The sequence below is a fragment of the Streptomyces sp. WM4235 genome (assembly GCF_001279725.1).
Classification (GTDB): domain Bacteria; phylum Actinomycetota; class Actinomycetes; order Streptomycetales; family Streptomycetaceae; genus Streptomyces.
Map to the genome: position 1 here is coordinate 60602 of NZ_LGDE01000226.1, position 25653 is coordinate 86254.

The window sequence follows — 25653 nt, forward strand, 5'->3', positions numbered from 1 at the left end:
GGGTAGGGGTCGCGCCCGGAAAGTTACCGCGGGTACGACCCGGGCGCCCCGAGCCCGGCCCGATCGACAGGACACCGCCTAGGCTGCGCACGTGGCCGACAACGAGACGGAAGCAAGGACGACGACCGTGCCGAGAACCGTGCGCGAATACCGTACGGAGGAGCTGGCCGAGGCGGCCGGCATCCCGGTGCGCACCCTGCGCTTCTACCGCGAACGCAAGCTGCTGCCGCCACCGCGCCGCGAGGGCCGGATCGCCTGGTACGACGACCACCACCTGGCCCGCCTGCGCACCATCGCCGGCCTACTGGAACGCGGCCACACCCTCGGCGGCATCGCGGAGCTGACGGCCGCCTTCGAGAACGGGCGCGACGTCGGCCAACTCGGGGAACTGCTCGGCATCGGCTGGTCGGAGGAGACCCCGGTGCGCATGTCGCCCGAGGCCCTGGCCGACTACTTCGAGGGCGAGGTCACCCCGGAGAACCTGGCGGCCTCGCTGGACCTCGGCTACCTCGCCATCGACGGCGACGCCATCGTGCACGTCAGTCGCCGCCTGTTGGACGTCTCCTCGGCGCTGGTCCGCGAGGGTGTCCCGCTCGCGGCGGTGCTGGAGACGGGCCGCCGGGTCCGCGAGCACGCGGACGCCATGGCGGCCCTGTTCACCGAGCTCATATCCACGCACATCACGGACGACGCCGTCCCGCGCCTGCGCCCGCTGGCCAAGAGCGTGGTGGAGGCCGAGCTGACGATGGCCATGGACCGGCTGCACCAGCAGCGGGAGCAGCCGGAGCAGCGCCCTCAGACGCCGAGTTCGTAGACGACGGTCACCGGCGCGTGGTCGGACCAGCGCTCGGGGTGGGTCTCCGCACGCTCCACGAAGGCCTTCACGGCCTTGCCGGCCAGTCCCGGGGTGGCGACCTGGAGGTCGATCCGCCAGCCGGCGTCGTTGTCGAAGGCCCGGCCCCGGTAGGACCACCACGAGTACGGACCCTCGGCGTCCGGGTGCAGCGCGCGCACGACGTCCACGTACCCGGCCTGCTCGTACACCTTCCCGAGCCACTCGCGTTCCTCGGGCAGGAAGCCCGCGTTCTTGCGGTTCGTCTTCCAGTTCTTGAGGTCGGCTTCCCGGTGGCAGATGTTCCAGTCGCCGCAGACGACGACCTCGCGCCCGTCGGCGGCGGCCCGCTCCTTGAGTCGGGCGAGGTGATCGAGGAACTCGGCCATGAAGCGGTACTTCTCGTCCTGCTTCTCGGTTCCCGCCTCGCCGGACGGCAGGTACAGGCTCGCCACGGTCACCCCGGGGAGGTCGATCTCCAGGTAGCGGCCGGCGGCGTCGAACTCGTCGCTCCCGAAGCCGACCCGCACCGCCTCGGGCGCCCTGCGCGTGTACACCGCGACCCCGGCCCGCCCCTTGGCCGCCGCCGGCGCGAAGGCGGTGTGCCAGCCCTCGGGCTCCCGGGCCTCGACCGGAATCTGCCCTTCCTCGGCCCGCACCTCCTGGAGGCACACGACGTCGGCGTCGGATCCCGCCAGCCATTCCACGAAGCCCTTCTTCGCGGCGGCCCGGATCCCATTCACATTCACGGAGGTCACGGTGAGCATCCCAGCACCTTAGCGGGACCGTTCCGTACGATGTTCGGATGTCTCATGGGATAACCCTGCGCACCGTCGCCTACGACCACCCCGACGCGGCGAAACTCGACGCCCAGGTACAGATCGAATACCAGGAGCGCTACCAGGGGGAGGGCGACGCCACCTTCCTCGACCCGGCGATGTTCGTCCCGCCGAACGGCCTCTACCTCCTCGCCTACGACGCCTCGGACAGCCCGGTGGCCAGCGGCGCCTGGCGCCGCCAGGACCACGGCGAGGAGGGCTACTCGGACGGTGACGCCGAGATCAAGCGGATGTACGTGGTCCCCGGGGCCCGCGGCCTCGGTCTGGCCCGGCGCATCCTGGCCGTGCTGGAGGACGACGCCCGGGCGGCGGGTCGCAGCCGCATGGTCCTCGAAACGGGCGACCAACAGCCGGAGGCCATCGCCCTCTACGGCTCGTCGGGCTACACCCTGTCGGAGAAGTTCGGCCACTACCGCTTCCACGACTCCAGCCGCTGCATGACGAAGCCGCTGCGCCCCTGACAGAAGAAAGATCCCGCCCGATCTTCCGACCGGACGGGATCTCTTGCCCGTGGGTCGTTCACGAGCGCCGCTGACCAGGCACTCGAGCGGCGAACGAAGAATCAATGACGCGATGGACCAGATGGAGCAAGCGCAGCGCAACGGCGAGAACGTCCCGCAGGTCAGGAACCGGAAGTGACGCGGGGGCAGTGGGGCTGCGTGGTCGCCCCCGTGGCCGGTCTGGCCACGGGTGTGCTCGGGTCGGTACTGCCGGCAGCCGCCTGGCGGGCGTGCGACGTTGGTGTGAACGGCGCGGCCAACGGGTTCGCATTGACCCCGGAAACGACGGAGATCCCGCCCGATCTTGCGATCGGACGGGATCTCGTCAACGTCCCTGAGAGCTACTCAAGAACTGTCGTTTGTGGGCTGTTCACGAGTACCCCTGACCAGGCACTCCGGAGGCGAATAAAGATCGCTTCCCAGACTGACGAAGATCGTTTCCCGCCCCAGCGACAGGTGTCCTCCGCTGTCAGAGGCAGAGGCGAGGATGTGCGGCATGACGAAGACCGGAGCGGACTACGCGTGGTTCGAAGACGACTTTCCAGACATCGCCGAGGCATACTGCTTCACCTTGGTGCGGGACCTCTCGCCTGCTGAGCTAGTGTCCCGGCTTGCGGGACGACCGGAAGCGCCCCTGCAGGGCATCGCCGCAGTCGTCGACGCCGCCTTCGCCCAGTACGACCTGGAGGATGGCGACCGTCAGATGGTCGCCATGACGACTGTGGGCGCCTGGACGCTGATGATCGAACCCAACGGGTACATCGGAGTCACCGAAGATCGAGCCTTGCCGGCCTCGGCCGGGGCGAGCTGGGTCTCTCACTTCGTCAACATCAATGTCGTCGGCACGTTCCTCTGGGCGGAGGACCAGGTCCTGCGACTCTGCTTCGACCCCATGTTCCCGGAGGATCGGTGGGGCACCGCACCGGACGAGCTGCTGGACGTCATGGTGCGGATCGGCTTCCACCTCGAGGACGAGACTCCGGAAACGGATCTGCCCTCACCAGCGGCCTTCCCTCTGGCAGAGCACCTGACCGGCGTGGCCATCAGTCCGGCGCTGCTCCAGGACACGACCTTCACCTGCGCCACTGTCCAGGTCCGATGACATCGCGCGACCACCCTCCCCGGGTCTGCCCTGTGAATGCGGTGTGGATGATGGCGCGGTGACGAACATCAGTGACGCCCACGTGAAGGTCCACTTCCGGATGGACGTAGATGAGGATGGCTGGCCGCCGGCAAGCGTCGAGAGCCTGTGGGCGGTGAACCTCGGCGACGGCACGGTGCGGCTGGACAACACGCCCTGGTGGCTGTGTCACCGCTGCGTGGGAAGCCGCTGCTCCTGCCTGAGGGCAGCTGAGTTCCATCCCCAGCACGTGGCGGCCACGGGGCTGCACCCATGCCGCTTGTAATGAGTTGGTGCTCGAGCGGCTGCGCACGGCACGCTGTGGGCACGCGTCCTGACGAGGGCGGATGTGGATCCGCGCCGACGCGGCGGCCGAATGCCGCCTGATCTCCCGGGGGGCAGTGGTGCACGAACGGGACGTCCGGCTCAATGAACTCGCGCAGGGGCTGCGCCCCATGTCTGAAGGCATCAAGTGGTTCGACGACCTCGTCCCGGATGACCAGTCCGAGGTGCTGCTGTTCCTACGTCATCACTGTGCCCAGGCGCGCGCTGTCGCCGAGGATGCGCCAGAGAGCATCCGCCGTGCTGGGCTGCGCCAGACGCATACGCCCGCGGTATTGATCTCACGCGGCCGGATCGACGATCAACTGGGAAAGATCGCCGGTCTCACGCCTCTCGACGAACGTCGAAAGGCGTTCTGGCTGCTGATCGCAGTCCTGGCGGTTGCCGACGAGCGGCGCCGCGAGCGCTTCTGCTCCCGCGGCTGCGGTCATTGGTGGCACAGACTACCCGTCGACGGCTGATTGGATCCGACCGCTCGGACGTGTTGCCACGACCGCGGGCTCCTGAACAACGTACGGTGCTACATCCACTTTGAGGGCTCCGGGGCGCCCGACGGCTGCTTTGGGACACCCCTGACCGCACCTCTCGCTGTGGGGCGGGGGCCGCCTATGATCCAAACCAGGGGAACAGGGGAGGGTGGGCATGTCAGGAGACGCGAACAGCACCGGAACAAGGCTGAACGGCGTGGATGGTGTACCGGCTGGCCCCTTGGCTCCGGGAGGCGGGAGCGTATTCGGCTCGACGCCGGCGGAGAAGAAGGCAGCGGCAAACACCATCGAGACCGAGCTGGAACCCAACACCAAGAAGGCTGCGGACGGCGCGAAGGACAACACGAGCGCGGCGGCAAGGAGCCTTGATGGCTGGGAGACAGCCTCCGGCCTGAAGAAGGTGACGGAGACCTGGGACCAACAAGCGAAGATGCTGATGGGACGCCTGAGCGCCGAAAAGGCCTCCCTGCGAGGGGCCTCGGGCCTATTCATGCAGAACGACGTGCGGACGGGTGACCAACTCCGCGCAGTGGGCCCGAAATCCAAGCTCGAGGGACTGTAGGGGGATCGGGCACGTGTTGACATACCAGGAAGTCATGACGACCGATCTCAGCGTCCTGACGACGGCTGCCGAAAAGTGGCAATCCATGGCCGCTGATCTGTCGAAGGTTGAAGAGCGCTACGGGGAGACGGTCCAGAAGATCACACTGGGCCAGAACTGGCTCGGGCTCAGCGTGGAAACGGCGCACACGAAGTTCGCAACAACTCGGCGCGAGTACAAGTCCGCGCAGACCGAAGCGAAAGCGGTGGCCAAACTGCTGACGGACGCGCATACCGGTTTCGCGGACCTGAAGAAAAAGGTCGAATCGGCGCGGGACGATGCGGTGGCCGCGGGCATGGCGGTATCGGCGGCGGGACGTGCCACCTTCGACTTCACACGGGTCCAGGACCCGGCGCAGGCGCGGACCCTGCGACGCGACCCGGACTTGAAGAGCGTCGAGGAGTCCTGGACCGCGCACATCGCCGCAGCGGTGCGGGCAGTGGACGAGCTCGATAAGGCGGTCAAACAGGCGCTCGAAGCCGTGGTCGTGGACGGAAACATCCTCGACGGCACCATCGGGGGGTTCAACGCCTCGGCCACTCCCGTCATCCCGCCGACGGGGTCGGCGCGGAGCGAGCAGAAGTTCACCGACGCCGAAAAGTGGATCTTCGATGAGATGAAGCGAAACGCAAAGTCGGACACGGTCGGGCAGATGCGGTCCCTGCTGAACAAACCCGAGTGGTACGAATTCGGGCGCAACTACGGTTCCGACATCAACGCAGCACTGACGATGTGGGGCGTGAAGGTGGCCCCGGGACAGGACTGGGACCACAAGCCGCAGCTCCAGGAACGGTACGACCTCCAAACGCTTGACGACTACTACTTCAAGCAGCCCGGAACGAACCGCGAAGTCTTCTACGACATCTACTCCAACGTCCACTACGGATACGTCGGCCGGGCAGCCGGCTTCGACGCGGACACCTTGATCAAGGGCGCCTCCCTTGGAGAAACGCTGCTCACCGGAGACGACGACCAAGGCGATCAGATCACGATGCGCATCGGCATCGACCTCTACGACAAGTACGGCGACAACCTGACCGAGGAACAGCTCCGGCAGGGAATCAACGACGCGATGGACCAGATGGAACAAGCGCAGCGCAACGGCGAGAACGTCCCGCAGGTCAGGAACCGGAAGTGACGCGGGGACAGTGGGGCTGTGCGGTCGCCCCCGTTGCCGGTCTGGCCACCGGTGTGCTCGGGGCGGTGCTGCTGGCAGCCGCCTGGCGTGCGTGCGACGTAGGAGTGAACGGCGCGGCCAATGGGCTTGCGCTGATCTTCTACGGAGCCTTGCTCGCGATCATGGCGGCTGTGTGGTGGGGGGTGTTCATCGGGTACGTCGGACGCTGGAACCTCACGGCCGCCCTCCTGGGCGGCACGGCCGGCGCGGCGGTCATGGTTTGGATCTTCGTGGCTCTCCTCCAGGTTCCCAACGGCTACCGCTGCTGACGAGTTCGCCCCCGACGCGGTGACGCGCCGAGCACGGCCACATCTACGGGTTCCGGAGAGACGGTCCGATCCTCGGAGAACTGCACGATCCGGCTGATCGTGTTGAAGGACGGCGGCTCGGCTGCCGCCCGGCAGAGCGTTCTGGAGATCTTCCACAAGCTCGGCACGACAGGCGAGGGCATCGAGCGGTACCGGATGGTGGCGCTGGCTGTCCCACCGGAGGCGGACCTGCCGCGGATCCGCAAGCTCCTGGAACACGGTGCGGCGGAGGGCTGGTGGCACTGGGAGGAAGGGTGCGTCACCGCTGCCTGGAGGTCCATGGCCACGGACTGAGCGGCTGCGCGTGCTGGTGGAGGGCTGCCCATGCCTCCGTCAGTGGCGCCGTGCATGATCGGGCACATGACACATGGTTCCCGGGACGCCCTTCGCTCCCTTGCCTTGCAGCATCTGTCGCCCGAGGATGCTGAGACGTGGATCGGTCTGCTTCGCCCTGGCGTGCGTCTTGAGGTAGCGACTGGCTGTGACGACGTGGTGGGTCGGCTCGGTGGCCTTCCAGCCTTGCCGGCTGCCTCGGAGTGGCCGGTGTGGGATGGGCATGGTCCGCTTTCCTTCATCGCCTCGATCGATTGTGCCGGGCTGCCGTCGGCTGCGCTGGACATCGACCTGCCCGAGGCGGGAACGCTGCTGTTCTTCTATTTCGACCGCCAGATGGACGACGGCGAAGCCCTCGTTCTTGCTGAGGACCGGGAGAGCTGGGCGGGCGCCCGTGTGCTCTATGTGGCAGCGGGTGAGGAGGTCGTGGAACATGGGACGCCCGCCGGAGTCGAGTCGTACCCGGTGGTGCCGCTGACCGCGCGCCTGGAGATGACGGCGGCCGAGCCCTGGCATTTCCGGATTCGGGACACATTCGCTCCAGGTGCCCCGCTCGGGAACCGGTACGACCACCCCGTCTGCTCTCAGGAGTTCCTCGACGCCCTGTGGGAGTTCGACGGCGAGGTCGGGCACCAGATCGGCGGCCATGCTCACTCCGTGCAGAACCCGGTGGAGATCGAGGTCGCGGAGGCAGTCCTGGACGGCGAGGTGTCCTGGGACGACCCGCGGCTGTCCGAAGAGGCGGGCGGTTGGGTGCTTCTGGCCCAGTTCGACAGCGAGGACGCTGCGGACATGATGTGGGGCGATGCCGGAGCGCTGTACTGGCTGATCCGTCCGGAGGACCTGGCAGAGCGGCGCTTTGAGCGGGCGATGTTCACCTGGCAGTGCAGCTGATGACCGCCAAACCTCCCGCCTGGGGAGTCCAGTACACGCTGAGCCTGCCGAGTGAGGACGCTGCCCGCACCGCTGCAACCGAGCTTTCCAGGATGGGGCACCGTCTGACGGCAGTGCGCGTCCACGATCACTTCCGGTCTGTTCCATCGAGCTTCTGGTACGGAAGACCGTCGATGGACCCGGAGCTGGAGGGGTGGTGGCAGGTCTTCTCTCTGGCCGTCTACAGCGGGTACGAGCGCATGGCTCTCGAGCCGTTCTTGCGCAGTGAACGGATTCGGGTGGCCCATGTGGCCCGTGCCCATGGCGGTTTTCAGCAGGGGTACAGCGAGGGGCATGCGGTGACCCTCGAAGGCGTCTTCGCGCGGGACGGTCTGGTTCATGACCAGGCCGGCGCCGAGGTCCCCCTTCCCGCCCCCTTGCCTGAGGAACCCGTCAGGCCTCCGGCTGGTCCGTCGTGGAACCACGGCGGCCTCGGTGAACCTACCGCGGTGGTCCGGGCCGTGGTGGCGGCTGCGGAGCGGATCTACGGCGGGGCCGAGAACGCTCCGGAAGTCGCGACATGGCTGCTCGACGAAGAGTTCGCCTTCGGTGAGCCGTATGAGACGACGGGCGAGTTCCTCGGCGATCTCTCGAACGCGGTGGCCCATCAGGGGACATGCACCGACGCTACCGTCGAGGCGGTCCCGTTCCTTGCCGAGCTGGTCTGTGACGACAGCATCGCCGTCGGCAGCCGGTTGATGCTTCTCGACGACCTGTTGCGACTCGCAGTTTCGGGGCCATCTGCAGCCGTCTCACTGACCGACCGTACAGCTGCTCTCGGCGATGTGTGGCAGGAGTCTGCCGCCGAGTACCTGACACGGCGGGCCATCAGCAAGGAGCTACCCCAGCTGCTGTCCCGGTGGGGAGATGAGAGCGACGCCGTCCGGTTCGCTCTCGCTGCCCTCGTAGCCGTGTGCGATGGGCATGACCAGCGCCTACCTGCGCGGCTGGCCGAGCTGCCGGCCCCGGAGGGCACGGGCCGCGCCGATGTCGTGGCGCTCATCGCGGCTCTCCTCAGTGGGGAGCGAGAGCATCTGAAGTCGGCCCTGGACCGGCTGTGCTCCTGGATGCCTCGCATCGCGGAGAAGGCCGCCAGCCCACACGTCGAGTCTCGGAGTCTTGCACTGTCCGTCCTCCCTGATCTCGTCATGGGAGACGTGGCGTCGAGTACAACGCAGGCGGAGCCTGATCTGTCGTAATTGTTGACGTCGTTCACTGTTGCGGCTGGCAGAGGCTACTGCCCAGGTCAAAGACGCAAGCTCATCCCCGAGGGCGCCACGGCTTTCCAACTGCCAGACGTGGTTGCCCATTTGGCTGTCTGGCATGGCTGGCGTTCCCTACGATGACTGCCGTTGCGGTGTCATGCGGGAGGGGCGGGGAGGGCTGGATGGGCTTCGCGGATGCGGAGGAGACGGTGGCGGCTCCCGGGTTGCGGACTGCCGTCGAGTTCTACTCAGGCAAAGTAGAGCGGGTGCTGGCGCGGATCGACGTGCTCGAGGCCGAACTCGCGGCTCTTCGGGCTGATGCCGAAAGGTTCACCACTGCCCGCGATCAGCTCAACGCGGCACTCACCGAGATCCTCGCCGACGGCCCACCGCCCGACGGCGAGGCCGATGGAACCTCTCCGGGCAGCGCCGCCGGTCCACCCTCCGGAGACGGACCGCCGCCGCGGAAACCCGCTGCACGTCGGCGACGTGGTGGCAGCCGGCCCAGGAGGTCGCCGTCCGGGGAACTCATGGAGACCGTTGAGCGGATCCTCTTGACCGCTGGGCGGCCGATGCCGGTCAGGGACATCACCGAGGCACTGGGGCGACCCACACAGGGCAAAGAAGGGCGGGGCCCCCTCGCCACGGTTCGCGCCACGTGCAAGCGGCTTGTCAAGAACGGCCGCGCTGTCGAGCAACCGGTCGGGATGTTCGCCATCGCCCGGGCTGAAACGTCCCCGCCGGAAGGGGCCGCTTAGACATACGCCCCACATGAGTCGTCCCCTCCTCCCATCGCGGGGAGAAGGGGACGGGTTCCGTTGAGCTTGGACCCTCTTCGGAACCGGTGACGTGGACCCCTTGTCAGTGGCTCACGCGCTCTCCCGAGGCTAGAGGAATTCGGCTCGCCTCGGGGGCGCGTGGCCTATTTCGTCGTCCCCGGATCACAGTGCGTCCGGGGACGGAAAGGCCATGTTTTGATCGGTTTCAATCGTTCTGTCGTGGACCGGGTACAGCGGCGTGGCGAGGAAGTTCTCCAGCCGGGCGACGGTGGCGACGTCGGGCCAGCATCGGCCGGCGAGAAGGTCGGCGATGGCCTGCCGGTTGACTCCGGAGCCGGCGGCGTGCTGCCTCAAGCTCCGCTTGTCGCCTTCCAGAGCGGCTGTGAGGGCCCGCGCGATGGCTTGGACGACCTCGGCGGCCGCATCGTCGATGACGGAATGGGGCCAGGATTCCGGATCGCGGGCAAGGTCTCGCGGCGCGGTTTTACGGGCCAAACCTCCCACCATGTCGATGCACTCCTTTCCGTGAAGATCGGCTTCGACGTCTTCACTGGCTGCTTGTCCAGCCAGTTCTGTTGGTCCGTGACGCTGAGTTCCGAGGTCTCCCGCAAGATCCGCGAGTACCGTCCCCGCCTCCCGCAGGGCCAGTGGGCCCCGGTCGCCGACCTGGTGCGGGCAACCGTGGCGGCGACCGCTCCGGCAACCTGCTACGCAGCGGAGCACCTGCTGCATGTCGTGGGGCGGCTCGCGGTGTGGGCGGACCGGAGCGGTCTGCCTCGTGATCCCGGGACCTGGTTGCGGACCGAGACAATCGACGCGTTCATCCTGTCGGGCTCCAAAGCCGTAGAAGACTCGACGCTTCTGACCTACCGAACCTGGCTGCGGCGGGCACGGGAGGCACTTGTATGGGTACAGCGTGGCGAAGCACCGCCTGCGCGGCTCTCGTCGCCGCGTACGCCTCAACCGCCCTACGAACGCGGAGAGCTGGCCCGCCTGCGGGATTGGGCAACTCGTCTTCCGGGCCAGGCTCGACTCGACGGCCTCGCCCTCATGGCGCTTGGTGCAGGATGCGGCCTGATGCCGGGCGAGGTACCGCGGATTCGCGGCAAGCACGTTCGGGTCACCTCTGGTGGGGTTGCTGTGCTGGAGGAAGAGCTGCTCAGTCGGCTCGTGGCCTGTCATTCCGACTGGGAAGGCACACTCGCTGAGCTGGCAGAGACCTCCGGACCCGGATTCCTCTTCCGGCCGGGGCGGAAGGTCGCGGCAGCCAAGAACCTCGTCTCGTCCTGGCCCGCACGCCATCGACCCCATGCGGGCCTGCCCCCGCTCTCTGCTCGGCGCTTGCGGTCGACGTGGATCGTCGGCCGGCTTTCCGAGGGCATCACCCCGGAGGCCGTCGCTTCCGCCGCGGGCATGGCCTCCCCTGCCGGCTTGGCGGGCTACCACCAATGGGTGCCCCCACTCCCCAGGGAGGAGGTGATCCGCTTGCTGCGTGGCCGCCGCTCGTGAGGGCGCGACCTGAAGCCGACCAACTGGCCGCCCGGCATGCACGGCCCCGGCTGCGTCCTGGACGGCTCACCGAGATCCCTGATTCCAAGGTCGGTCAGCTGCTGACTGTGCTCGACCGCTCGGGTCTGCCCCAACAGTTGGAGGACATGCTGCGAGGCCGTCCCGGGCCACAAGGGGTGCCGCCCAGGACGGTGCTGGCCGGCCTGATGCTCGCCGTGTACTACACGGGCCGAGCCACGGTCTCCGACGCCTGGCGAATCTTGCACTTCCGCCTCCAGCCCGCTGCCCGCGCCTGGCTCGGCATCCCCGAGTCGCCTCCGTCCACGGCACGGGCATGCATAGCTGCCAGTCGTCGTCTCTACCGAGGGCTGGACCGGATCACTACTGTGCTCGACCCGGCGCGCTGCGACCGGCGTCGGCGCTTGGGCCAGGCGGAGGCGGACATCCACTCCGTAGTCTGGGATGGAGCCACTGGCCGGCAGGCCGCGAACCGGCTTCAACGGCTGGCGAACGATCTCGTCCTGGTGCCCGTCCGCCTGGCCCAGCAGCGCGGGTACCTGCGCCACTGGAGCGACGATGTGGGAGTGGACGCAACCTCGATCCCGGTCCTGGCCCGCCCGGACAGCGATCGCTCGGGGACCGCCTCGGTCGAGATCACCGCAGGCTGGCACTACCGTGGCGGTTCCAACGAAGGGATCTTCGGCTACAGCGCAACCCTGCTGGTCGCCGCCCATTCCCGCACGAGCGAGCAGGCGGCCAAGGGACGCAGGGCACCGTCCTACCCGCAGCTCTGCCTCGGCCTCACCTTGGACACCCCCACCGTCCGTACAGGTGAGAACGCAGTCGCCGTCTTGGCACAGCTCGCTGAGCTCCGGACGCCCACTGGAACCTGCGCAGCCGACCGCGCCTACACCGGGTGCTCGCCGGAGAAGTTCCAGGTCCCCACACGCCGGCTCGGTTTCCGCCTCGCACTGGACTACAAGGCAGCCGACCGCGGTATCCAGGGCAGCTGGCAGGGAGCCGTGCTGATCGACGGCTCCCTCGCATGCCCGCAGATCCCCAACGTGTTGGCCCAGGCCACCCACGGCATGGACGACAAGACCTTTCGCCAGCGGCTCGATGAACTGAAGCCGGTGATCGCTGAGAGGCTGCCCTACTTCCTCAAGCTCAAGCAGAACGCCGATGCCCGAGGCACCGTACGCCTGCAGTGCCCCGCCGCCGGCCCGTCCCCCTCGGTGAACTGTCCTCGCCGAGAACGCCTCCGGTCCGCAGGGCCGAGCACTTCCGGCCCCCCACAGACCGTGGTCCGGCTCGCGGATCGACGGTCCCGCGCCAGCCACCCGGCTGCCCGCCCGACCGTCCAACTCCCTGACGGCGAGTGGATCGACCCTCCGCGAAAGGACGAACTGCCCGCTGTCTGCGGCGCATCCGCGATCAGCGTGCCCGCAGACGCCGCCGGAGATCTGAAGACCGCCAAGTTCCGGCAGGACAGCCACTACCTCAGCCCGGCCTGGGAACGGATCTACAAGCCGATCCGCTCGCACAACGAGGGCCTCAACGGACGGCTCAAGGGCGCCGAGCTGAACATCGGAGAGCCCCTGCATCGCCGGGCTCCAGGGCAGGTCGCCCAGACGCTCCTGGTCGCCATCATGGTGACTGTCGGCAACCTCGACATCTTGGAGACCTGGCTCTACGAACGGACGGGCAGCCGGCTCTCCGACACCGAGTTCGAGTCCGTGCCAGCCCCGCCAGGTCTTGACCCACGCCACGTCCTGGCTCCGCTGGGCACTGGCCGACATCCGCCGGGCAACCTCTGATCGGTCAGCGACACAGCCAGACATCGTGATCACCAGCCCCGGGCAACCGGGGCCCCTTCGCATGCCCCCAGAACAGCCAGAAGCCTGCCGGAGGGGATGTGATCCGGTGCACGCCGCCATCCATCACCCCGAACAGGCATCGAACGACCCCGTAAACGACGAAGATCCCGCCCGATCTTGCGATCGGACGGGATCTCGTGACGTTCACGAGAGCTACTCGCGAACTGTCGTTTGTGGACCTGTGGGGATTTGAACCCCAGACCCCCTCGATGCGAACGAGGTGCGCTACCAGACTGCGCCACAGGCCCTTGCGACGTGTGAAACATTAGCATCCCCGCGCGGGTGCTCCAAAACCGATTCCCCGAGGTGTCCGCGCAGGTCACCGATCACTCGTTGGCGGCGCGCGGCCGATCCTCGCCCTCGTACTGGTCGAAGAGCGGGGTACGGCCCCGCTCCCGGCCGCGCGGGCGCGGGGTGACGGGGGTCTTGGGCTCCGCCTTCGGATCCGGCTCGGAGGACGGCGCCGGGACGGCCGGCTGGGCGCGCAGTCGGGGTTCCGTCGGCTCGGCGGTGCTGGAGCGGGTGGCGCTCCAGCCGTCCGGGGAGGCCGGTCCGGTGGCACGCGGGGCCACGGGGGCCGTCACGTACGTCGGGAGCGGGACGGGGACGGGTTCCCAGCTGTCACCTCGGGCGGGGCCGCGTTCGCGCTCGCGCTGCTGGTCCACCCACTCGGCGTGGTCGGTCTGTTCGACCAGCGCGCGCCGGCCGGCCTCCTGCGGGGAGACCGGTGGAGAGGGGTCCGGTTCGGTGCCGGCGGCGGACTCCGCCTCGCGGCGGTGCGGGCGGTTCTCGCGGAGCCGGCGGGCGGCGGCCTCGGCGCGCCGCCGGTCCATCGTGAACTCGTAGCGCCGCCGCTCCTGGACCCGCAGGTGCACGATGTAGGTGCTCAGCAGCAGGGCCGGAAGGGCGGGCGCCCACAGGTAGCGCAGTCCGCCGACCGCGGCGACGATCGCCCCGAAGGTGAAGATCAGGAAGAGGAGCGCGGTGGTGCGCCGGCGGCGTGCGAGCACCTGGAGGCGCTGTTCCCGCCGGGCGCGCTCGGCCCGTTCGGCGCCGGCCGATCTGGGCTCCGACCTGGTCGGAGGCACGTCGAGGACCCGGGCGTCGGCGTCGACGGAATTCACCGTCTCCGTCGCCGCGTCCGGGTCCGCGTGGGGTTGGGGATCCACCTCTTCGGCACCGCGCTCGCGCAGCCCCTTGGCGTAACGGCGCTCCATTCCCGCCCGGCCGGAAAGCAGCCGGATGGCAGTGGAGAAGCGTTCCGTCGGACGGGCTTCGTTCAGCTCGTCCTGCCTCCGGAGCCACATGGGCACCAAGTAGGCGGCCCAGGCCCCCACAATGACTGCGTAGATGAGGCCGCTGCTGCTCACACCACACACCGTAGAGGGGCGCGGGCCGGCGGATCAGCCAATTGAGCCGGTGTGTCGCACGATCTCGCTGATATCACGGACTTTTTTTGTGATTCTTCGGATCAGGTTATGGGCGAATCCGCGCGGAATTCGAACGCGTTTGCGATTCGACTATTTCGGCGGGGCTCCGCGGTGCCCGGCCGTCCGGTGCCAACGGCTCAGCAGCCCCTCGGGGAGCTCCTCCACCGTGAGCGCGAAGACCAGGTGGTCCCGCCACGCCCCGTCGATGTGGAGGTAGCGCGGTCGCACGCCCTCCTCGCGGAATCCGAGCTTCTCGACGACCCGTCGACTGGGCCCGTTCTCCGGCCTGATGCACACCTCGATGCGGTGCAGCCCGACCTTCGCGAAGCAGTGGTCCACGGCGAGCGCGACGGCCGTCGGCATCACCCCGCGCCCCGCCACGTCGCGGTCCACCCAATAGCCGACGTGGCCCGCGCACATCGAGCCCCAGGTGATCCCGGCGACCGTCAACTGGCCGACGAGCCGCCCCTGGTACTCGATGACGAACGGCAGCATCCGCCCCGCGTTCGCCTCCGCCCGCAGGTGGCGCACCATTTGACGGTACGTCGGCCGGTGGATCACCGGCCCCCACGGCGCGGGCGGCGGGATCGTGGCCTCCCACGGCCGCAACCACTCGCGGTTGCGGCGGTTGACCTCGCGCCAGGCGCGCTGGTCCCGCAGCTTTATCGGCCGCAGCGTGACGTCGCCGTCCGTCAGCACCACGGGCCAGGACGGGCCGTTCAGCTCGCGCTCCCCGACGGTCTCGGGTGGTCGCCACCCCGGATCTGGTCCACGGCGTGCGGCAGGATCCGGGACAGCACCGCGAGGCCGTCGCGGACCCCGCCGGTGGAGCCGGGCAGGTTCACGATCAGCGTGTGGCCCGCGACCCCCGCCAGCCCCCGGGACAGCGCCGCGGTCGGCACCTTCGCCAGGCCCTCCGCGCGGATGGCCTGCGGAATCCCGGGGATCTCGTAGTCGAGGACCTTCGCGGTGGCGTCGGGGGTCCGGTCGGTCGGCGAGATGCCGGTGCCGCCGGTGGTCAGGATGACGTCGTATCCGGCGGCCACGCCCTCGCGCAGCGCCTGCTCGACGGGGTCCCCGTCCGGGACGATGCGCGGGCCGTCCACGGCGAAGCCGAGCGCGCCCAGTGCCTCGGCCAGCAGCGGGCCCCCCTTGTCGGCGTACACGCCCTGCGAGGCGCGGTTGGAGGCGGTGACCACCAGCGCGCGCGTCACGGGCGGTGCCTCGGGGGCGTCGGGCCGTGCCGCCCAGGCCTCGCCCGCCACCGGTGGTACGTGGCTCAGGTGGCTGTGGACCTCGCCGCCGCGCGGGGCGTTCACGCGCGGGTCCAGTCGCCCGACTTGCCGCCGGTCTTCTCCTCCACCCGGACGTCCGTGATGACGGCGCCCTTGTCGACGGCCTTGATCATGTCGATCACGGTGAGTCCGGCGACCGCGACCGCGGTGAGCGCTTCCATCTCGACGCCCGTGCGGTCCGTGGTCTTCACGGTGGCGAGGATCTCGACGGCGTCGTCGGCGACCCTCAGGTCCACCTTCACGCCCGAGACGGCCAGCGGGTGGCAGAGCGGGATCAGGTCGGGGGTCTTCTTCGCGCCCATGATCCCGGCGATCCGCGCGGTGGCGAGGGCGTCGCCCTTCGGTACGCCCTCGCCCCGCAGCAGTTCGACGACCCGGGGGGAGACGAGGACCCGTCCGCTGGCTCGCGCCGTCCGGGTGGTGACGTCCTTCGCCGACACGTCCACCATCCGGGCCGCGCCGGCCTCGTCGATGTGCGTCAGCCTGCTCTGCGTGCTCATATCTGGTGCCGCTCCCGCTCCGGGCCCCGCAAGGGCCTGTGTGGTGCAACACGCTACCCGCACCCGCGGCACCTCAGCCGAGCAGGACCACTTCCAGCTCGGCCCCCGGCTCCACCGAGGTGACGTCCTCCGGTACGACGATCAGGGAGTCGGCGTGCGCCAGCGCGGCGATCAGGTGCGACCCGGATCCGCCGACCGGGCTGACCGTCGCGCTCCGCGGGTCGTACGCGCCGCGCAGGAACTGCCGGCGGCCGGCCGGGGAGCCGATGGCCTTGTCGGCCTTGAGTTCGGCCCGTACCACCGGACGGCTGACGGCGGACTCCGGCAGGCCCATCAGGGTGCGGATGGCGGGGCGCACGAACAGCTCGAAGGAGACGTAAGAGGAGACCGGGTTGCCGGGCAGCGCCAGCAGCGGGGTGTGGTCGGGGCCGACGGTGCCGAAGCCCTGGGGCTTGCCGGGCTGCATGGCCAGCCTGCGGAAGTCGATGCCGCCGCCGTCCACGTCGTCCTCGCCGGCGGCCACGGCGGTCAGGGCCTCCTTGACCACGTCGTACGCGCCGACGCTGACGCCGCCGGTGGTGACCAGCAGGTCGGCCCGGACCAGCTGGTCCTCGATGGTGGAGCGCAGGGTGTCCGCGTCGTCGGCGACCGCGCCGACCCGGTAGGCGATGGCCCCGGCGTCGCGCGCGGCGGCGGCCAGCGCGAAGCTGTTGGAGTCGTAGATGGTGCCCGCGGTCAGCGGTTCGCCCGGCTGGACCAGCTCGCTGCCGGTGGACAGGACGACCACGCGGGGCCGCGGCCGCACCCGCACCGTGCCCCGTCCGATGGCGGCGAGCAGGGCGATCTGCGGCGGGCCGAGCACCGTGCCGGCGGCCAGGGCGAGGTCCCCGGCCTGTACGTCGCTGCCGCGCGAGCGGACGTGCGCCCGGGCCTCGGCGGCGCGGTGGACCCGTACCTCGCCGCCCGCGCCCTCGGGCGCGGAGCTGGCCGGGGTCATGCCGACTGCGGCACCGCCACCGGTCCCGCCGTCGGTCCACTCGACCGGTACGACGGCTTCCGCGCCGGGCGGCAGCGGGGCGCCGGTCATGATGCGGGCGGCCTGTCCGGGGCCGACCGTGGGCAGCTCACCGCTGCCGGCGGCGACGTCCCCGATGACCGTCAGCACCGCGGGGAACTCCTCGCTCGCGCCCTGGACGTCGGCCGTGCGGACGGCGTACCCGTCCATCGAGCTGTTGTCGAAGGGCGGGAGGGCGACGGGCACGGTGACGTCCTCGACCAGGACACAGCCCTGGGCGTCGAGCAGTTGGAGTTCGATGGGCTCCAGCGGCCGGACGGCGGCGAGGATGTCCGCGAGGTGCTCGTCCACCGACCACAGACGGTCGTGATCGGTGCCCTGCGGTGCGGAACTGGTCAAGGTGCTACATCTCCTCCGTGACGTAACGGTGAAGCCAGGTGCGGAACTCCGGGCCCAGGTCCTCACGCTCGCACGCGAGACGGACGATGGCCCGCAGGTAGTCCCCGCGGTCCCCGGTGTCGTAGCGGCGGCCGCGGAAGACCACGCCGTGCACCGGGCCGCCCACGCTCTCGTCGGCGGCCAGCTTCTGCAGGGCGTCGGTGAGCTGGATCTCCCCGCCGCGGCCCGGCTCGGTCTCCCGCAGTATGCCGAAGATCGCCGGGTTGAGGACATAGCGTCCGATGACCGCGTAATTACTGGGTGCGTCCGCCGCGTCCGGCTTCTCCACGAGTCCGGTCACCCGTACGACGTCGGGATCGTCGGTCGGCGCGACGGCGGCGCAGCCGTAGAGGTGGACGCTGGCGGGGTCGACCTCCATGAGGGCGACGACGGTGCCGCCGGTCTCGGCGTGGATGTCGACCATGCGGCGCAGCAGCGGGTCGCGGGGGTCGATGAGGTCGTCGCCGAGCAGGACGGCGAAGGGCTCGCGGCCCACGTGCGGCTCGGCGCAGAGCACGGCGTGCCCGAGTCCGCGCGGGTCGCCCTGGCGCACGTAGTGCATGGTCGCGAGGTCGCTGGACTCCTGGACCTTCTTGAGACGGTCGTCGTCACCCTTGGCGATGAGGGCCGATTCCAGCTCGTAGTTCCGGTCGAAATGGTCTTCGAGGGCGCGCTTGTTGCGTCCTGTGATCATGAGTACGTCGTCCAGGCCGGCGGAGACGGCCTCCTCGACGACGTACTGGATCGCCGGCTTGTCGACGACCGGAAGCATTTCCTTGGGGGTCGCCTTGGTTGCCGGAAGGAACCGAGTGCCGAGGCCCGCGGCCGGGATGACGGCCTTCTTGATCACGGGGTGCGACTGAGTCATGGGCAGCACGATAGTGGGTCCTACAGAACCACCAGGACAGATTCCGACAAATAAGACCGCTTATCGGATGGTTTGAAAGGATAGTTGAGTCAGCCGTGGTAGAGAAGCAGTCACAGCCCTCCCGAAACCCGGCGGCCCCGGTGGCCGAGAAGGCCACTCTGCGTCGTGAACTCCTCGCCGCCCGCCGCTCCCTGTCCCCCGAGGCCCGTCGCGCGGCGGCCCTCGCGCTCTCCCGCACCGCCCTGGAACTGCCCGAACTCGCCGACGCCCGCACGGTCGCCGCGTACGTCTCCGTCGGCGGCGAGCCCGGCACGAGGGAACTGCTCGACGCGCTCCGGGCCGCCGGCAAGCGGGTCCTGCTGCCCCTGCTGCTCCCCGACAACGACCTCGACTGGGCCGTGTACGAGGGCCCCGACAGCCTCGCCGAGGCCGCGCACCCGGGGAAGATCCGACTGCTGGAACCGGCCGGGCCGCCCCTCGGTCCGGACGCGGTCACCGGGGCCGATGCCGTCCTGCTGCCGGGGCTGGCCGTGGACCGGCGCGGCATGCGGCTCGGGCGCGGAGGAGGCTCGTACGACCGGGTGCTGGAACGGCTGGAGCGGGCCGGGGCGCGTCCCGCGCTCGTCGTGCTCCTCCACGACGAAGAGGTGGTCGCGCGGGTCCCGGAGGAACCGCACGACCACCCCGTTCAGGCGGTGGCCACCCCGTCGGGGGTGATCCGTTTCTGAGCCGTGTCGCTTACGGCTTCAGCGTGAGCGTGTCGACCGTGGCCTTGTCGACGGCCGCCTTGCCGAAGGGCCAGTCCAGCAGTTCGCCCTTGGCCCACAGCGTCGTCTGGTCGGTGTAGTGGGAGTGGTACGCGTGCCCCGAGGCGCCGGTCAGGTTGATCCAGCGGGACTTGTCCAGGTCGTTGAGGTTCACGACCATCCGCATCGACGGCACCCAGGTCACCCCGTAGCCGCTGGAGGCGTTCCAGCCGGTGGCGTTGACGGTGGCCTCGCCGCCGCCCAGGTTCCAGGGGCCCCGGTTCAGCAGCCACTGCAGGTAGCCCGGGCCCTCGGTGCCGATGGTCTGGTTCTTCAGCGTCAGCTGGTGCATGCGGCCCCAGCTCCAGGTGGACTGGTCCTTGCCGAGCTTGGCGGTCAGCTCCCAGCGGGCGTCCTTCATGGCGCGCGCGAACAGCTCGTCGCGGGTCTTGGTGGCCGGCTTGTTGCGCGCGGCGGGCGCCTGCCACCAGGCCGACTTCTCGTCCTTGACCAGGCGCCGGACCACCTCGAACCAGCGGTCGCCGCCGTCGGGCTGCGCCGAGTCGGGGCCGCGCGTACCGCACTCGCGGACCGTCTCGGCGAGGTCGTCGACCGGGCCCGTGCTCTCCGCGCGGACGTTCATGCAGCTGCCCTCGACCCGCAGCTCCTTCGGCATCTTGTCGCCGAAGGACAGCTTGAGGATGTTGCGCCAGACCGCGTTGAAGTACGCGGCCGCCGCCGAGTCGGGCTCCTGGGTGTAGTTCCAGCCGTCCAGCAGCTTCTGCGCGGAGCGCACGTCCGGGTCGGAGATCTGGATCTTGGCCAGCATCGGGGTCAGCAGCGCGGCGATCTCGCTGCTGTTGTCCATCTGCATGGTCCGCATGTCATCGGTGGAGATCTTGCCGTTGTCCTTGGTCTTCGCCTCGATGAGGTCGTTGATCCGCTGGCTGCGGGCGCCGTATCCCCAGTCGGTGGTGAGCAGGTGCGGGTACTTCCCCGCGCCGGTGCCGCTCTCGACGACCGCCTGGTTGGCGGTGACGATGTAGCCGCGGGCCGGGTTCAGGTCCCACGGCATCTCGTCCTGCGGGATGTAGCCCGCGTTGCCGTCCTTGCCGCCCTTCCAGGCGTACTTCGGGTCCCAGCCGGGAGCCGGCATGCGGCCGTCGCCCGTGGTGCGGATCGGGACGCGGCCGGGTGCCTGGTAGCCGATGTTGCCGTTGGGGCCCTTGTTGTCGGCGTAGATCAGGTTCTGCGAGGGGACCTCGAAGTCGCGCGCCGCGGCGCGGAAGCTGTTGAAGTCCTTGGCCCGGTTGATCTTGAAGACCGCGTCCATCGACTTGCCCGGGTCCAGCGCCGTCCAGCGCAGGGCGACGGCGTAGCCGTTGCCGCGGTCGGGGGCGGAGCTCGCCACCGGGGCTCGGGTGCCGACGCCGGCGAGGTCGTCACTGCGGTCGGAGACCAGCGGCCCGTTGTTCGTGGTGCGGACGGTGATCTTCTTCTCGCCACCGCCGGCGATCTTGATCGTCTCCTCGCGGGTGACGAAGGGGACGACCTTGTCGCCGTAGAGGTAGCCCTCGGGCTTGACCTGCTCCAGGTAGAGGTCGGTGACGTCGGCCCCGAGGTTGGTCATGCCCCAGGCGATGTCGGCGTTGTGGCCGATGACCACGCCGGGCATGCCCGAGAAGGTGTAGCCGGCGACGTCGTACTGGCACCGGGGCGAGGCCGCGCGGCAGTGCAGGCCCATCTGGTACCAGACCGAGGGCAGCTGCGGGGACAGGTGCGGGTCGTTCGCCAGCAGCGGCTTGCCGGTGGTCGTGTACTTGCCGGCGATGACCCAGGAGTTGGATCCGATGCCGCTGCCGTTGGGGCCGAGGATGGCCGGGATCTGGTCGAGGGTCTTGGCGAGGGAGGTCAGCCCGGTGCGCAGGCCGACGCTCGCGCCCTGGGCGGTGGCGTCGTTGGCGAGGCCGGTGGTGGTGCCCGAGTTCAGGGAGGCCTGCGAGCCGGTGCCCGCGCCGTTGCCGGAGCCGTTGGCGGAGCCACCGCCCGAGCCCGAGCCGTTGCCGGAACCGTTACCGCTGCCGTTGCCGTTGCCGGAACCGTTACCGCTGCCGTTGCCCGAGCCCGCCTGGCCCTGCGGGGCGTACTTGCCGCCCGTGACCGCGCCGCCGTCGACGATCGGCTTGTTCCGGTCGAAGGGGTACGCCGGGTAGAGCTCGTTGATCTGCTGCGGCGAGAGCTTGCCCGACATCAGCGAGCGGTCGATCTCGTCCTGCATGTTGCCGCGCAGGTCCCAGGCCATCGCCTTGAGCCAGGCCACCGAGTCGACCGGGGTCCATTGCTCGGGCGCGTAGTCGTCACTGAGCTTGAGGGCGGCGTGCTCGACGGACAGGCTCTTGCCGGACTTCCCCTTCAGGTACGCGTTGACACCGTCGGCGTAGGCCTGGAGGTACTTCTTCGTCTCCGGTGAGAGCTTGGTGTCGTACTCGGCCTGCGCGACCTGGCGCCAGCCGAGGGTGCGCAGGAAGGCGTCGGTCTCGACCTGACCGGAGCCGAACATCTCGGAGAGCCGCCCGGACGTCATGTGACGGCGGACGTCCATCTCCCAGAAGCGGTCCTGCGCGTGGACGAATCCCTGGGCGCGGAAGAGGTCCTCGTCGCTGTCGGCGTAGAGCTGCGGGATCCCGTGCTCGTCACGCTTGACGTCGACGGTCCCGGTCAGGCCGGGGACCTTCAGGGAGCCGGTGGTCTGGGGGAAGGAGGCGCGCACGCTGTCGACGCTCCAGTAAGCCCCGTAGCCGAGGCCCGCCAAGAGCGCCAGGACCATGACGAGCACGATCAGACGTGCGCGTCGTCCCTTCTTCTTGACGGAAGGGCCGGTTTCGTTGGCGGGCATCGCTGTCCTTAGAGGGGCAGGGTGGTCCTGGGAGTGCTGGGAGCAACCATAGGCGCAGGACCGGGTCCGATGATCCGCCAGGGGTCGAGCTGCTGAGGACAGGGCCGTTACGGCGATTCACAATGTGACTATCGCGTCAAGGAATCGTCAAAGATTAGGTAAGGTAACGAAGTACTTGCCGGACGCGCCCCGGGAGGAACGATCCGTCGATCCGCGGGCGCTCTGAGGAAAGGGCCGCCCGCTGACTGTCCACACGCTCAATGAGCTCCTGCTGGTCTGCTCGCTCGTGCTGCTCGTCGCCGTCGCGGCGGTACGCATCTCTTCACGCAGCGGCCTCCCCAGCCTGCTCATCTACCTCGGCATAGGCATCGCGATAGGCCAGGACGGGATCGGCAACGTCGTCTTCGACAACGCCGAACTGACCCAGGTCATCGGCTATGCCGCGCTCGTCGTGATCCTCGCCGAGGGTGGTCTGGGCACCAAGTGGAAAGAGATCAAACCGGCCTTGCCGGCCGCGATCTCACTGTCATTGGTGGGCGTCGCGATCAGCGTCGGCGTCACCGCGGCGGGGGCGCACTACCTCGTCGGGCTCGAATGGCGGCAGGCCCTCCTCATCGGCGCCGTCGTCTCCTCGACGGACGCCGCCGCCGTCTTCTCCGTACTGCGCAAGGTTCCGCTCCCCTCCCGGATCACGGGTGTGCTGGAGGCGGAGTCCGGCTTCAACGACGCCCCCGTGGTCATCCTGGTCGTCGCCTTCGCGACCGTCGGCCCCGTGGACCCCTGGTACCTGCTGATCGGGAAGATCGCACTGGAGCTGGCGATCGGCGCCGCGATCGGCCTGGCCGTCGGCTTCCTCGGCTCGTACGGACTGCGGCACGTGGCGCTCCCCGCCTCGGGCCTCTACCCGATCGCCGTGATGGCCATCGCCATCACCGCGTACGCGGCCGGCGCCATGGCGCACGGCTCCGGCTTCCTCGCGGTGTACCTCGCCGCCATGGTGCTCGGGAACGCGAAGCTGCCGCACTGGCCGGCCACCCGCGGGTTCGCCGACGGACTCGGCTGGATCGCGCAGATCGGCATGTTCGTGCTGCTCGGCCTGCTGGTCACCCCGCACGAACTGATCCATGACTTCTGGCCGGCGGTGATCATCGGGCTGGTGCTGACGATGGTCGCGCGCCCGCTGGAGGTCTTCGTCTCCCTCCTGCCGTTCCGCCTCCCCCGGCAGGAACAGGCCCTGATGTCGTGGGCGGGCCTGCGCGGCGCCGTGCCCATCATCCTGGCGACCATCCCCATGGTTTCCGGGATCGAGGGCAGCGATCGGGTCTTCAACATCGTCTTCGTGCTCGTCGTCGTCTACACGCTGGTCCAGGGGCCGACGCTGCCCTGGCTCGCGCGCAAGCTGAAGCTCGGGGACACCGACGAGAGCGCCGCCGACCTGGGCATCGAGTCGGCGCCGCTGGAGAAGCTGCGCGGGCACCTGCTGTCCTTCTCCATCCCGGCCGCCTCGCGGATGCACGGCGTGGAGGTCGGCGAACTGCGTCTGCCGGCGGGGGCCTCGGTGACCCTGGTGGTCCGGGACGCGAAGAGCTTCGTACCGGCGCCCTCCACCGTGCTGCGGCGCGGCGACGAGCTGCTGGTCGTGGCCACGGATCCGGTGCGGGACGCGGCGGAGGCGCGGCTGCGCGCGGTGGCGCGGGGCGGCAAGCTCGCGGGCTGGCTCGGAACGGGTGAGGGACACGCGTGAAGGCGACACGAGAGCGCGCGAGGGTTCGTTCGAGCGGCTCCAAAGTGAACGCTTCACGCGAGGCCGACGTTAGAGCGACGTTCTAATTCGGCCATTTTCGGGGGAGTATGCCCCGCCAAATCCCCATATTCACGGGTTCTGGAATGCGAAGTTCCAGTTAATCCCAGGTGGAGGCACCACCTGTCGTCGTAATCACAGGGCGTGATAGGGAATGTCCCTGTACGATGAAGGCACACCACATCGAACCAACTCTGCCTGACGCAGAGCTGGCGCGACCGCAAAGCGGCCGTGGCACCCTCCCGCAGTGGGCGCCCAGGTATCACTCGGTTCTGCGCAAGAGGACAGCTCTCGGGGCTCCCACATGTACGGGTGCGATCGCTCACAAGGTGATGCATCGTCCGCAGTCGGGGAGTTCTACCAGGCAGCGGAAAGGCCAGGCCGTGACATCCGCGGTCACGACCGACACGTCCGCCCGCCCCGGCTACGGACAACTCCTTCGCACTCCCGGCGCCCTCGGCTTCCTGCTCCCGGGCTTCGCCGCCCGACTGCCGTTCGGCATGCTGACCATCAGCATCCTGCTGCTCGTCCAGCACACCACCGGCTCCTACGCCAACGCCGGCATCGTCGCCGCCGTCACCGGCATCTCCATGGCGCTGTGCGCCCCCGTGATGGGCAACCTCACCGACCGCCACGGCCAGAGCGCCGTCCTGCTGCCGGTCGTACTGATCCACTCCGCCGCCGTCACCGGCCTGGCCGCGCTGGCCCTGGCCGGCGCGCCGGTCTGGGCGCTCGCCGCCGCCGCGATCCCCGCCGGCGCCTCGGTGCCGCAGGTCGGCCCGATGGTCCGGGCCCGCTGGGCCGCGAAGCTGGAGGGCTCCCCGCTGCTGCCGACGGCCGCCGCGTTCGAGTCCGTCACCGACGAGTTCACCTTCGTCGTCGGCCCGGTCCTCGCGACCGCCCTGTGCACCGGCATCCACCCCGCCGCCGGTCTGATCACCGAGGCCACCCTGAGCCTCCTCGGCGGACTGCTGTTCGCCGCGCAGCGTCGGACCCAGCCCCCGGCACACGTCCAGGTCACCGGCGAGGCCAAGCGCGTCTCGGCCCTGACCTCCCCCGGTCTGCGCGTCCTGATCGTCGCCTTCCTCGGGATCGGCGCCGTCTTCGGCGGCATGCAGGTCTCCCTGGCCGCCTTCTCCAACGAGATCGGCAACCCGGGCGCCAACGGCCTGCTGTACGGCATCTTCGCCGCGGGCAACATGATCGCCGGCATCGCCTGCGGCGCCATCGCCTGGAAGATCGGCCCGCGCCGCCGGCTGCTGTTCGGCTACATCGGCCTGACCGCCTTCGCGTCCCTGCTGTGGACCGCCGACTCGACGGTCCCGCTGGCCGCGCTCGGCCTGTTCGTCGGACTGTGCATCGCCCCGGCCCTGATCACCGGCTACACCATGGTCGAGTCGCTGATCCCGGCGAACGCCCGCACCGAGGCCTTCACCTGGCTCACCGGCGCGGTCGCCTTCGGGCAGGCCATCGCGGTGATCGTCGCCGGCCGACTGACCGACGCGCACGGTTCCTCGTACGGCTTCCTGGTGCCGCTGGCGGCCACCGCCCTGGCGCTGGTCACCCTGCTGGCCCTGCGGGCCAAGCTCGCACCGCAGGCGCCGAGCCGGATCGTGAACGCCTCGTCCACCCACGAGAGCGCCACGGAGGCCGACTCGGGCGACGCCCCGGAGAACCCCGAGACCGCTTCCGCGACCGACGAGGAGACCGTCACGGGCACCGCCGCCCGGCGGGGCAGGCAGCGTGATCTGACCACCGTCTGAGCGTGGCCTGGGTCACCGCGCGCCGAGGACGGTGGACTGATCGGCCGGAATACGTCAC

24 protein-coding genes, 1 tRNA gene and 1 pseudogene are annotated in these 25653 nt (G+C 69.4%); 16 read left to right on the plus strand and 10 right to left on the minus strand.

Annotated elements, in window-relative coordinates:
- Positions 1–91 precede the first annotated feature (91 nt).
- Complete coding sequence (locus tag ADK55_RS16825; RefSeq protein WP_078999008.1) at positions 92–814, plus strand: MerR family transcriptional regulator; 723 nt, start codon at positions 92–94, stop codon at positions 812–814.
- Here the strand turns inward: ADK55_RS16825 and ADK55_RS16830 are convergent.
- The gene (locus ADK55_RS16830) at positions 796–1599 is read right to left on the minus strand and encodes an exodeoxyribonuclease III (protein WP_053679546.1); all 804 of its coding nucleotides are present in this window, start codon (positions 1597–1599) and stop codon (positions 796–798) included. The two genes, ADK55_RS16825 and ADK55_RS16830, sit on opposite strands and share 19 nt — an antisense overlap.
- 38 nt (positions 1600–1637) lie before the next feature.
- On the opposite strand from ADK55_RS16830, the gene ADK55_RS16835 reads away from it, so the two are divergent.
- The 10 genes and pseudogenes from ADK55_RS16835 to ADK55_RS38585 all read left to right on the plus strand — a co-directional run bounded on the left by ADK55_RS16835 (position 1638) and on the right by ADK55_RS38585 (position 9436).
- Positions 1638–2132 (plus strand): GNAT family N-acetyltransferase, encoded by a 495-nt coding sequence (locus ADK55_RS16835; protein ID WP_053679548.1) that lies wholly within the window; start codon positions 1638–1640, stop codon positions 2130–2132.
- 535 nt (positions 2133–2667) lie between these two features.
- Positions 2668–3273 carry a DUF6461 domain-containing protein gene (locus tag ADK55_RS16840; RefSeq protein WP_053679550.1) on the plus strand — a complete coding sequence of 202 codons (606 nt, stop codon included), beginning with the start codon at positions 2668–2670 and terminating at the stop codon, positions 3271–3273.
- A 365-nt stretch (positions 3274–3638) separates the two neighbouring features.
- Positions 3639–4094: a DUF5958 family protein gene (locus tag ADK55_RS16850; protein ID WP_053679555.1), complete on the plus strand. Its 456-nt coding sequence runs from the start codon at positions 3639–3641 to the stop codon at positions 4092–4094.
- A gap of 181 nt (positions 4095–4275) precedes the next feature.
- Positions 4276–4683 carry a hypothetical protein gene (locus ADK55_RS16855; RefSeq protein ID WP_053679557.1) on the plus strand — a complete coding sequence of 136 codons (408 nt, stop codon included), beginning with the start codon at positions 4276–4278 and terminating at the stop codon, positions 4681–4683.
- Positions 4684–4717: 34 nt separating this feature from the next.
- Positions 4718–5860 (plus strand): polymorphic toxin type 44 domain-containing protein, encoded by a 1143-nt coding sequence (locus ADK55_RS16860; RefSeq protein ID WP_053679559.1) that lies wholly within the window; start codon positions 4718–4720, stop codon positions 5858–5860.
- The gene (locus tag ADK55_RS16865) at positions 5857–6168 is read left to right on the plus strand and encodes a hypothetical protein (RefSeq protein WP_053679561.1); all 312 of its coding nucleotides are present in this window, start codon (positions 5857–5859) and stop codon (positions 6166–6168) included. Before ADK55_RS16860 ends, ADK55_RS16865 begins: the two co-directional genes overlap by 4 nt.
- 51 nt (positions 6169–6219) lie before the next feature.
- Positions 6220–6501, plus strand: a pseudogene (locus ADK55_RS16870) (DUF4265 domain-containing protein); the annotation flags it as partial.
- Between the two features lie 66 nt (positions 6502–6567).
- Complete coding sequence (locus ADK55_RS16875) at positions 6568–7434, plus strand: YwqG family protein (RefSeq protein WP_053679747.1); 867 nt, start codon at positions 6568–6570, stop codon at positions 7432–7434.
- A gap of 173 nt (positions 7435–7607) precedes the next feature.
- Positions 7608–8672: a hypothetical protein gene (locus tag ADK55_RS16880; RefSeq protein ID WP_234350083.1), complete on the plus strand. Its 1065-nt coding sequence runs from the start codon at positions 7608–7610 to the stop codon at positions 8670–8672.
- 188 nt (positions 8673–8860) lie between these two features.
- Positions 8861–9436: a hypothetical protein gene (locus ADK55_RS38585; protein ID WP_159041427.1), complete on the plus strand. Its 576-nt coding sequence runs from the start codon at positions 8861–8863 to the stop codon at positions 9434–9436.
- Between the two features lie 183 nt (positions 9437–9619).
- Here the strand turns inward: ADK55_RS38585 and ADK55_RS16890 are convergent, their stop codons facing one another.
- Positions 9620–9964 carry a helix-turn-helix transcriptional regulator gene (locus ADK55_RS16890; protein WP_053679567.1) on the minus strand — a complete coding sequence of 115 codons (345 nt, stop codon included), beginning with the start codon at positions 9962–9964 and terminating at the stop codon, positions 9620–9622.
- An 18-nt stretch (positions 9965–9982) separates the two neighbouring features.
- On the opposite strand from ADK55_RS16890, the gene ADK55_RS16895 reads away from it, so the two are divergent.
- Both ADK55_RS16895 and ADK55_RS16900 read left to right on the plus strand, forming a co-directional pair.
- Positions 9983–10966, plus strand: coding sequence for a hypothetical protein (locus ADK55_RS16895; RefSeq protein ID WP_234350084.1), 984 nt, complete (start codon positions 9983–9985; stop codon positions 10964–10966).
- 191 nt (positions 10967–11157) lie between these two features.
- Positions 11158–12783, plus strand: a complete 1626-nt coding sequence (locus ADK55_RS16900; RefSeq protein WP_234350086.1) for a hypothetical protein — start codon at positions 11158–11160, stop codon at positions 12781–12783.
- A 234-nt stretch (positions 12784–13017) separates the two neighbouring features.
- Here the strand turns inward: ADK55_RS16900 and ADK55_RS16905 are convergent.
- The 7 genes from ADK55_RS16905 to galU all read right to left on the minus strand — a co-directional run bounded on the left by ADK55_RS16905 (position 13018) and on the right by galU (position 18389).
- Positions 13018–13091, minus strand: a tRNA-Ala gene (locus ADK55_RS16905).
- Positions 13092–13169: 78 nt separating this feature from the next.
- On the minus strand, positions 13170–14213 hold the full coding sequence (locus ADK55_RS16910; protein ID WP_053679568.1) for a hypothetical protein: 1044 nt from the start codon (positions 14211–14213) through the stop codon (positions 13170–13172).
- Positions 14214–14363: 150 nt separating this feature from the next.
- Positions 14364–14996: a GNAT family N-acetyltransferase gene (locus ADK55_RS16915; protein WP_078999012.1), complete on the minus strand. Its 633-nt coding sequence runs from the start codon at positions 14994–14996 to the stop codon at positions 14364–14366.
- Entirely contained in the window at positions 14993–15538 is a 546-nt protein-coding gene (locus tag ADK55_RS16920) for a MogA/MoaB family molybdenum cofactor biosynthesis protein (RefSeq protein WP_053679755.1), read from the minus strand. The genes ADK55_RS16915 and ADK55_RS16920 overlap by 4 nt, the downstream gene beginning before the upstream one ends.
- A gap of 50 nt (positions 15539–15588) precedes the next feature.
- Positions 15589–16068, minus strand: coding sequence for a cyclic pyranopterin monophosphate synthase MoaC (gene moaC, locus ADK55_RS16925; protein ID WP_053679572.1), 480 nt, complete (start codon positions 16066–16068; stop codon positions 15589–15591).
- Between the two features lie 73 nt (positions 16069–16141).
- Entirely contained in the window at positions 16142–17482 is a 1341-nt protein-coding gene (gene glp / locus ADK55_RS16930) for a gephyrin-like molybdotransferase Glp (protein WP_053679574.1), read from the minus strand.
- 4 nt (positions 17483–17486) lie between these two features.
- The gene (gene galU / locus ADK55_RS16935; protein ID WP_053679757.1) at positions 17487–18389 is read right to left on the minus strand and encodes a UTP--glucose-1-phosphate uridylyltransferase GalU; all 903 of its coding nucleotides are present in this window, start codon (positions 18387–18389) and stop codon (positions 17487–17489) included.
- 95 nt (positions 18390–18484) lie between these two features.
- Here galU and ADK55_RS16940 point away from each other — a divergent pair, with 95 nt between their 5' ends.
- Entirely contained in the window at positions 18485–19117 is a 633-nt protein-coding gene (locus ADK55_RS16940; RefSeq protein ID WP_053679577.1) for a 5-formyltetrahydrofolate cyclo-ligase, read from the plus strand.
- A gap of 10 nt (positions 19118–19127) precedes the next feature.
- Here ADK55_RS16940 and ADK55_RS16945 read toward each other — a convergent pair whose 3' ends face one another.
- On the minus strand, positions 19128–22031 hold the full coding sequence (locus tag ADK55_RS16945; protein WP_053679579.1) for a penicillin acylase family protein: 2904 nt from the start codon (positions 22029–22031) through the stop codon (positions 19128–19130).
- A 241-nt stretch (positions 22032–22272) separates the two neighbouring features.
- On the opposite strand from ADK55_RS16945, the gene ADK55_RS16950 reads away from it, so the two are divergent.
- Together ADK55_RS16950 and ADK55_RS16955 are read left to right on the plus strand one after the other, a co-directional pair.
- Complete coding sequence (locus ADK55_RS16950; protein WP_078999016.1) at positions 22273–23775, plus strand: potassium/proton antiporter; 1503 nt, start codon at positions 22273–22275, stop codon at positions 23773–23775.
- 440 nt (positions 23776–24215) lie between these two features.
- Positions 24216–25595: an MFS transporter gene (locus ADK55_RS16955; protein ID WP_234350087.1), complete on the plus strand. Its 1380-nt coding sequence runs from the start codon at positions 24216–24218 to the stop codon at positions 25593–25595.
- Positions 25596–25653: the final 58 nt, after the last annotated feature.

Excerpts from the sequence above, each read along its gene's own strand:
- ADK55_RS16830 (WP_053679546.1), bottom strand. The coding sequence starts at position 1,599 with ATGCTCACCGTGACCTCCGTGAATGTGAATGGGATCCGGGCCGCCGCG.
- ADK55_RS16835 (WP_053679548.1), top strand. The coding sequence starts at position 1,638 with ATGTCTCATGGGATAACCCTGCGCACCGTCGCCTACGACCACCCCGAC.
- ADK55_RS16840 (WP_053679550.1), top strand. The coding sequence starts at position 2,668 with ATGACGAAGACCGGAGCGGACTACGCGTGGTTCGAAGACGACTTTCCA.
- ADK55_RS16850 (WP_053679555.1), top strand. The coding sequence starts at position 3,639 with ATGTGGATCCGCGCCGACGCGGCGGCCGAATGCCGCCTGATCTCCCGG.
- ADK55_RS16855 (WP_053679557.1), top strand. The coding sequence starts at position 4,276 with ATGTCAGGAGACGCGAACAGCACCGGAACAAGGCTGAACGGCGTGGAT.
- ADK55_RS16860 (WP_053679559.1), top strand. The coding sequence starts at position 4,718 with ATGACGACCGATCTCAGCGTCCTGACGACGGCTGCCGAAAAGTGGCAA.
- ADK55_RS16875 (WP_053679747.1), top strand. The coding sequence starts at position 6,568 with ATGACACATGGTTCCCGGGACGCCCTTCGCTCCCTTGCCTTGCAGCAT.
- ADK55_RS16880 (WP_234350083.1), top strand. The coding sequence starts at position 7,608 with ATGGACCCGGAGCTGGAGGGGTGGTGGCAGGTCTTCTCTCTGGCCGTC.
- ADK55_RS38585 (WP_159041427.1), top strand. The coding sequence starts at position 8,861 with ATGGGCTTCGCGGATGCGGAGGAGACGGTGGCGGCTCCCGGGTTGCGG.
- ADK55_RS16890 (WP_053679567.1), bottom strand. The coding sequence starts at position 9,964 with ATGGTGGGAGGTTTGGCCCGTAAAACCGCGCCGCGAGACCTTGCCCGC.
- moaC (WP_053679572.1), bottom strand. The coding sequence starts at position 16,068 with ATGAGCACGCAGAGCAGGCTGACGCACATCGACGAGGCCGGCGCGGCC.
- galU (WP_053679757.1), bottom strand. The coding sequence starts at position 18,389 with ATGACTCAGTCGCACCCCGTGATCAAGAAGGCCGTCATCCCGGCCGCG.
- ADK55_RS16945 (WP_053679579.1), bottom strand. The coding sequence starts at position 22,031 with ATGCCCGCCAACGAAACCGGCCCTTCCGTCAAGAAGAAGGGACGACGC.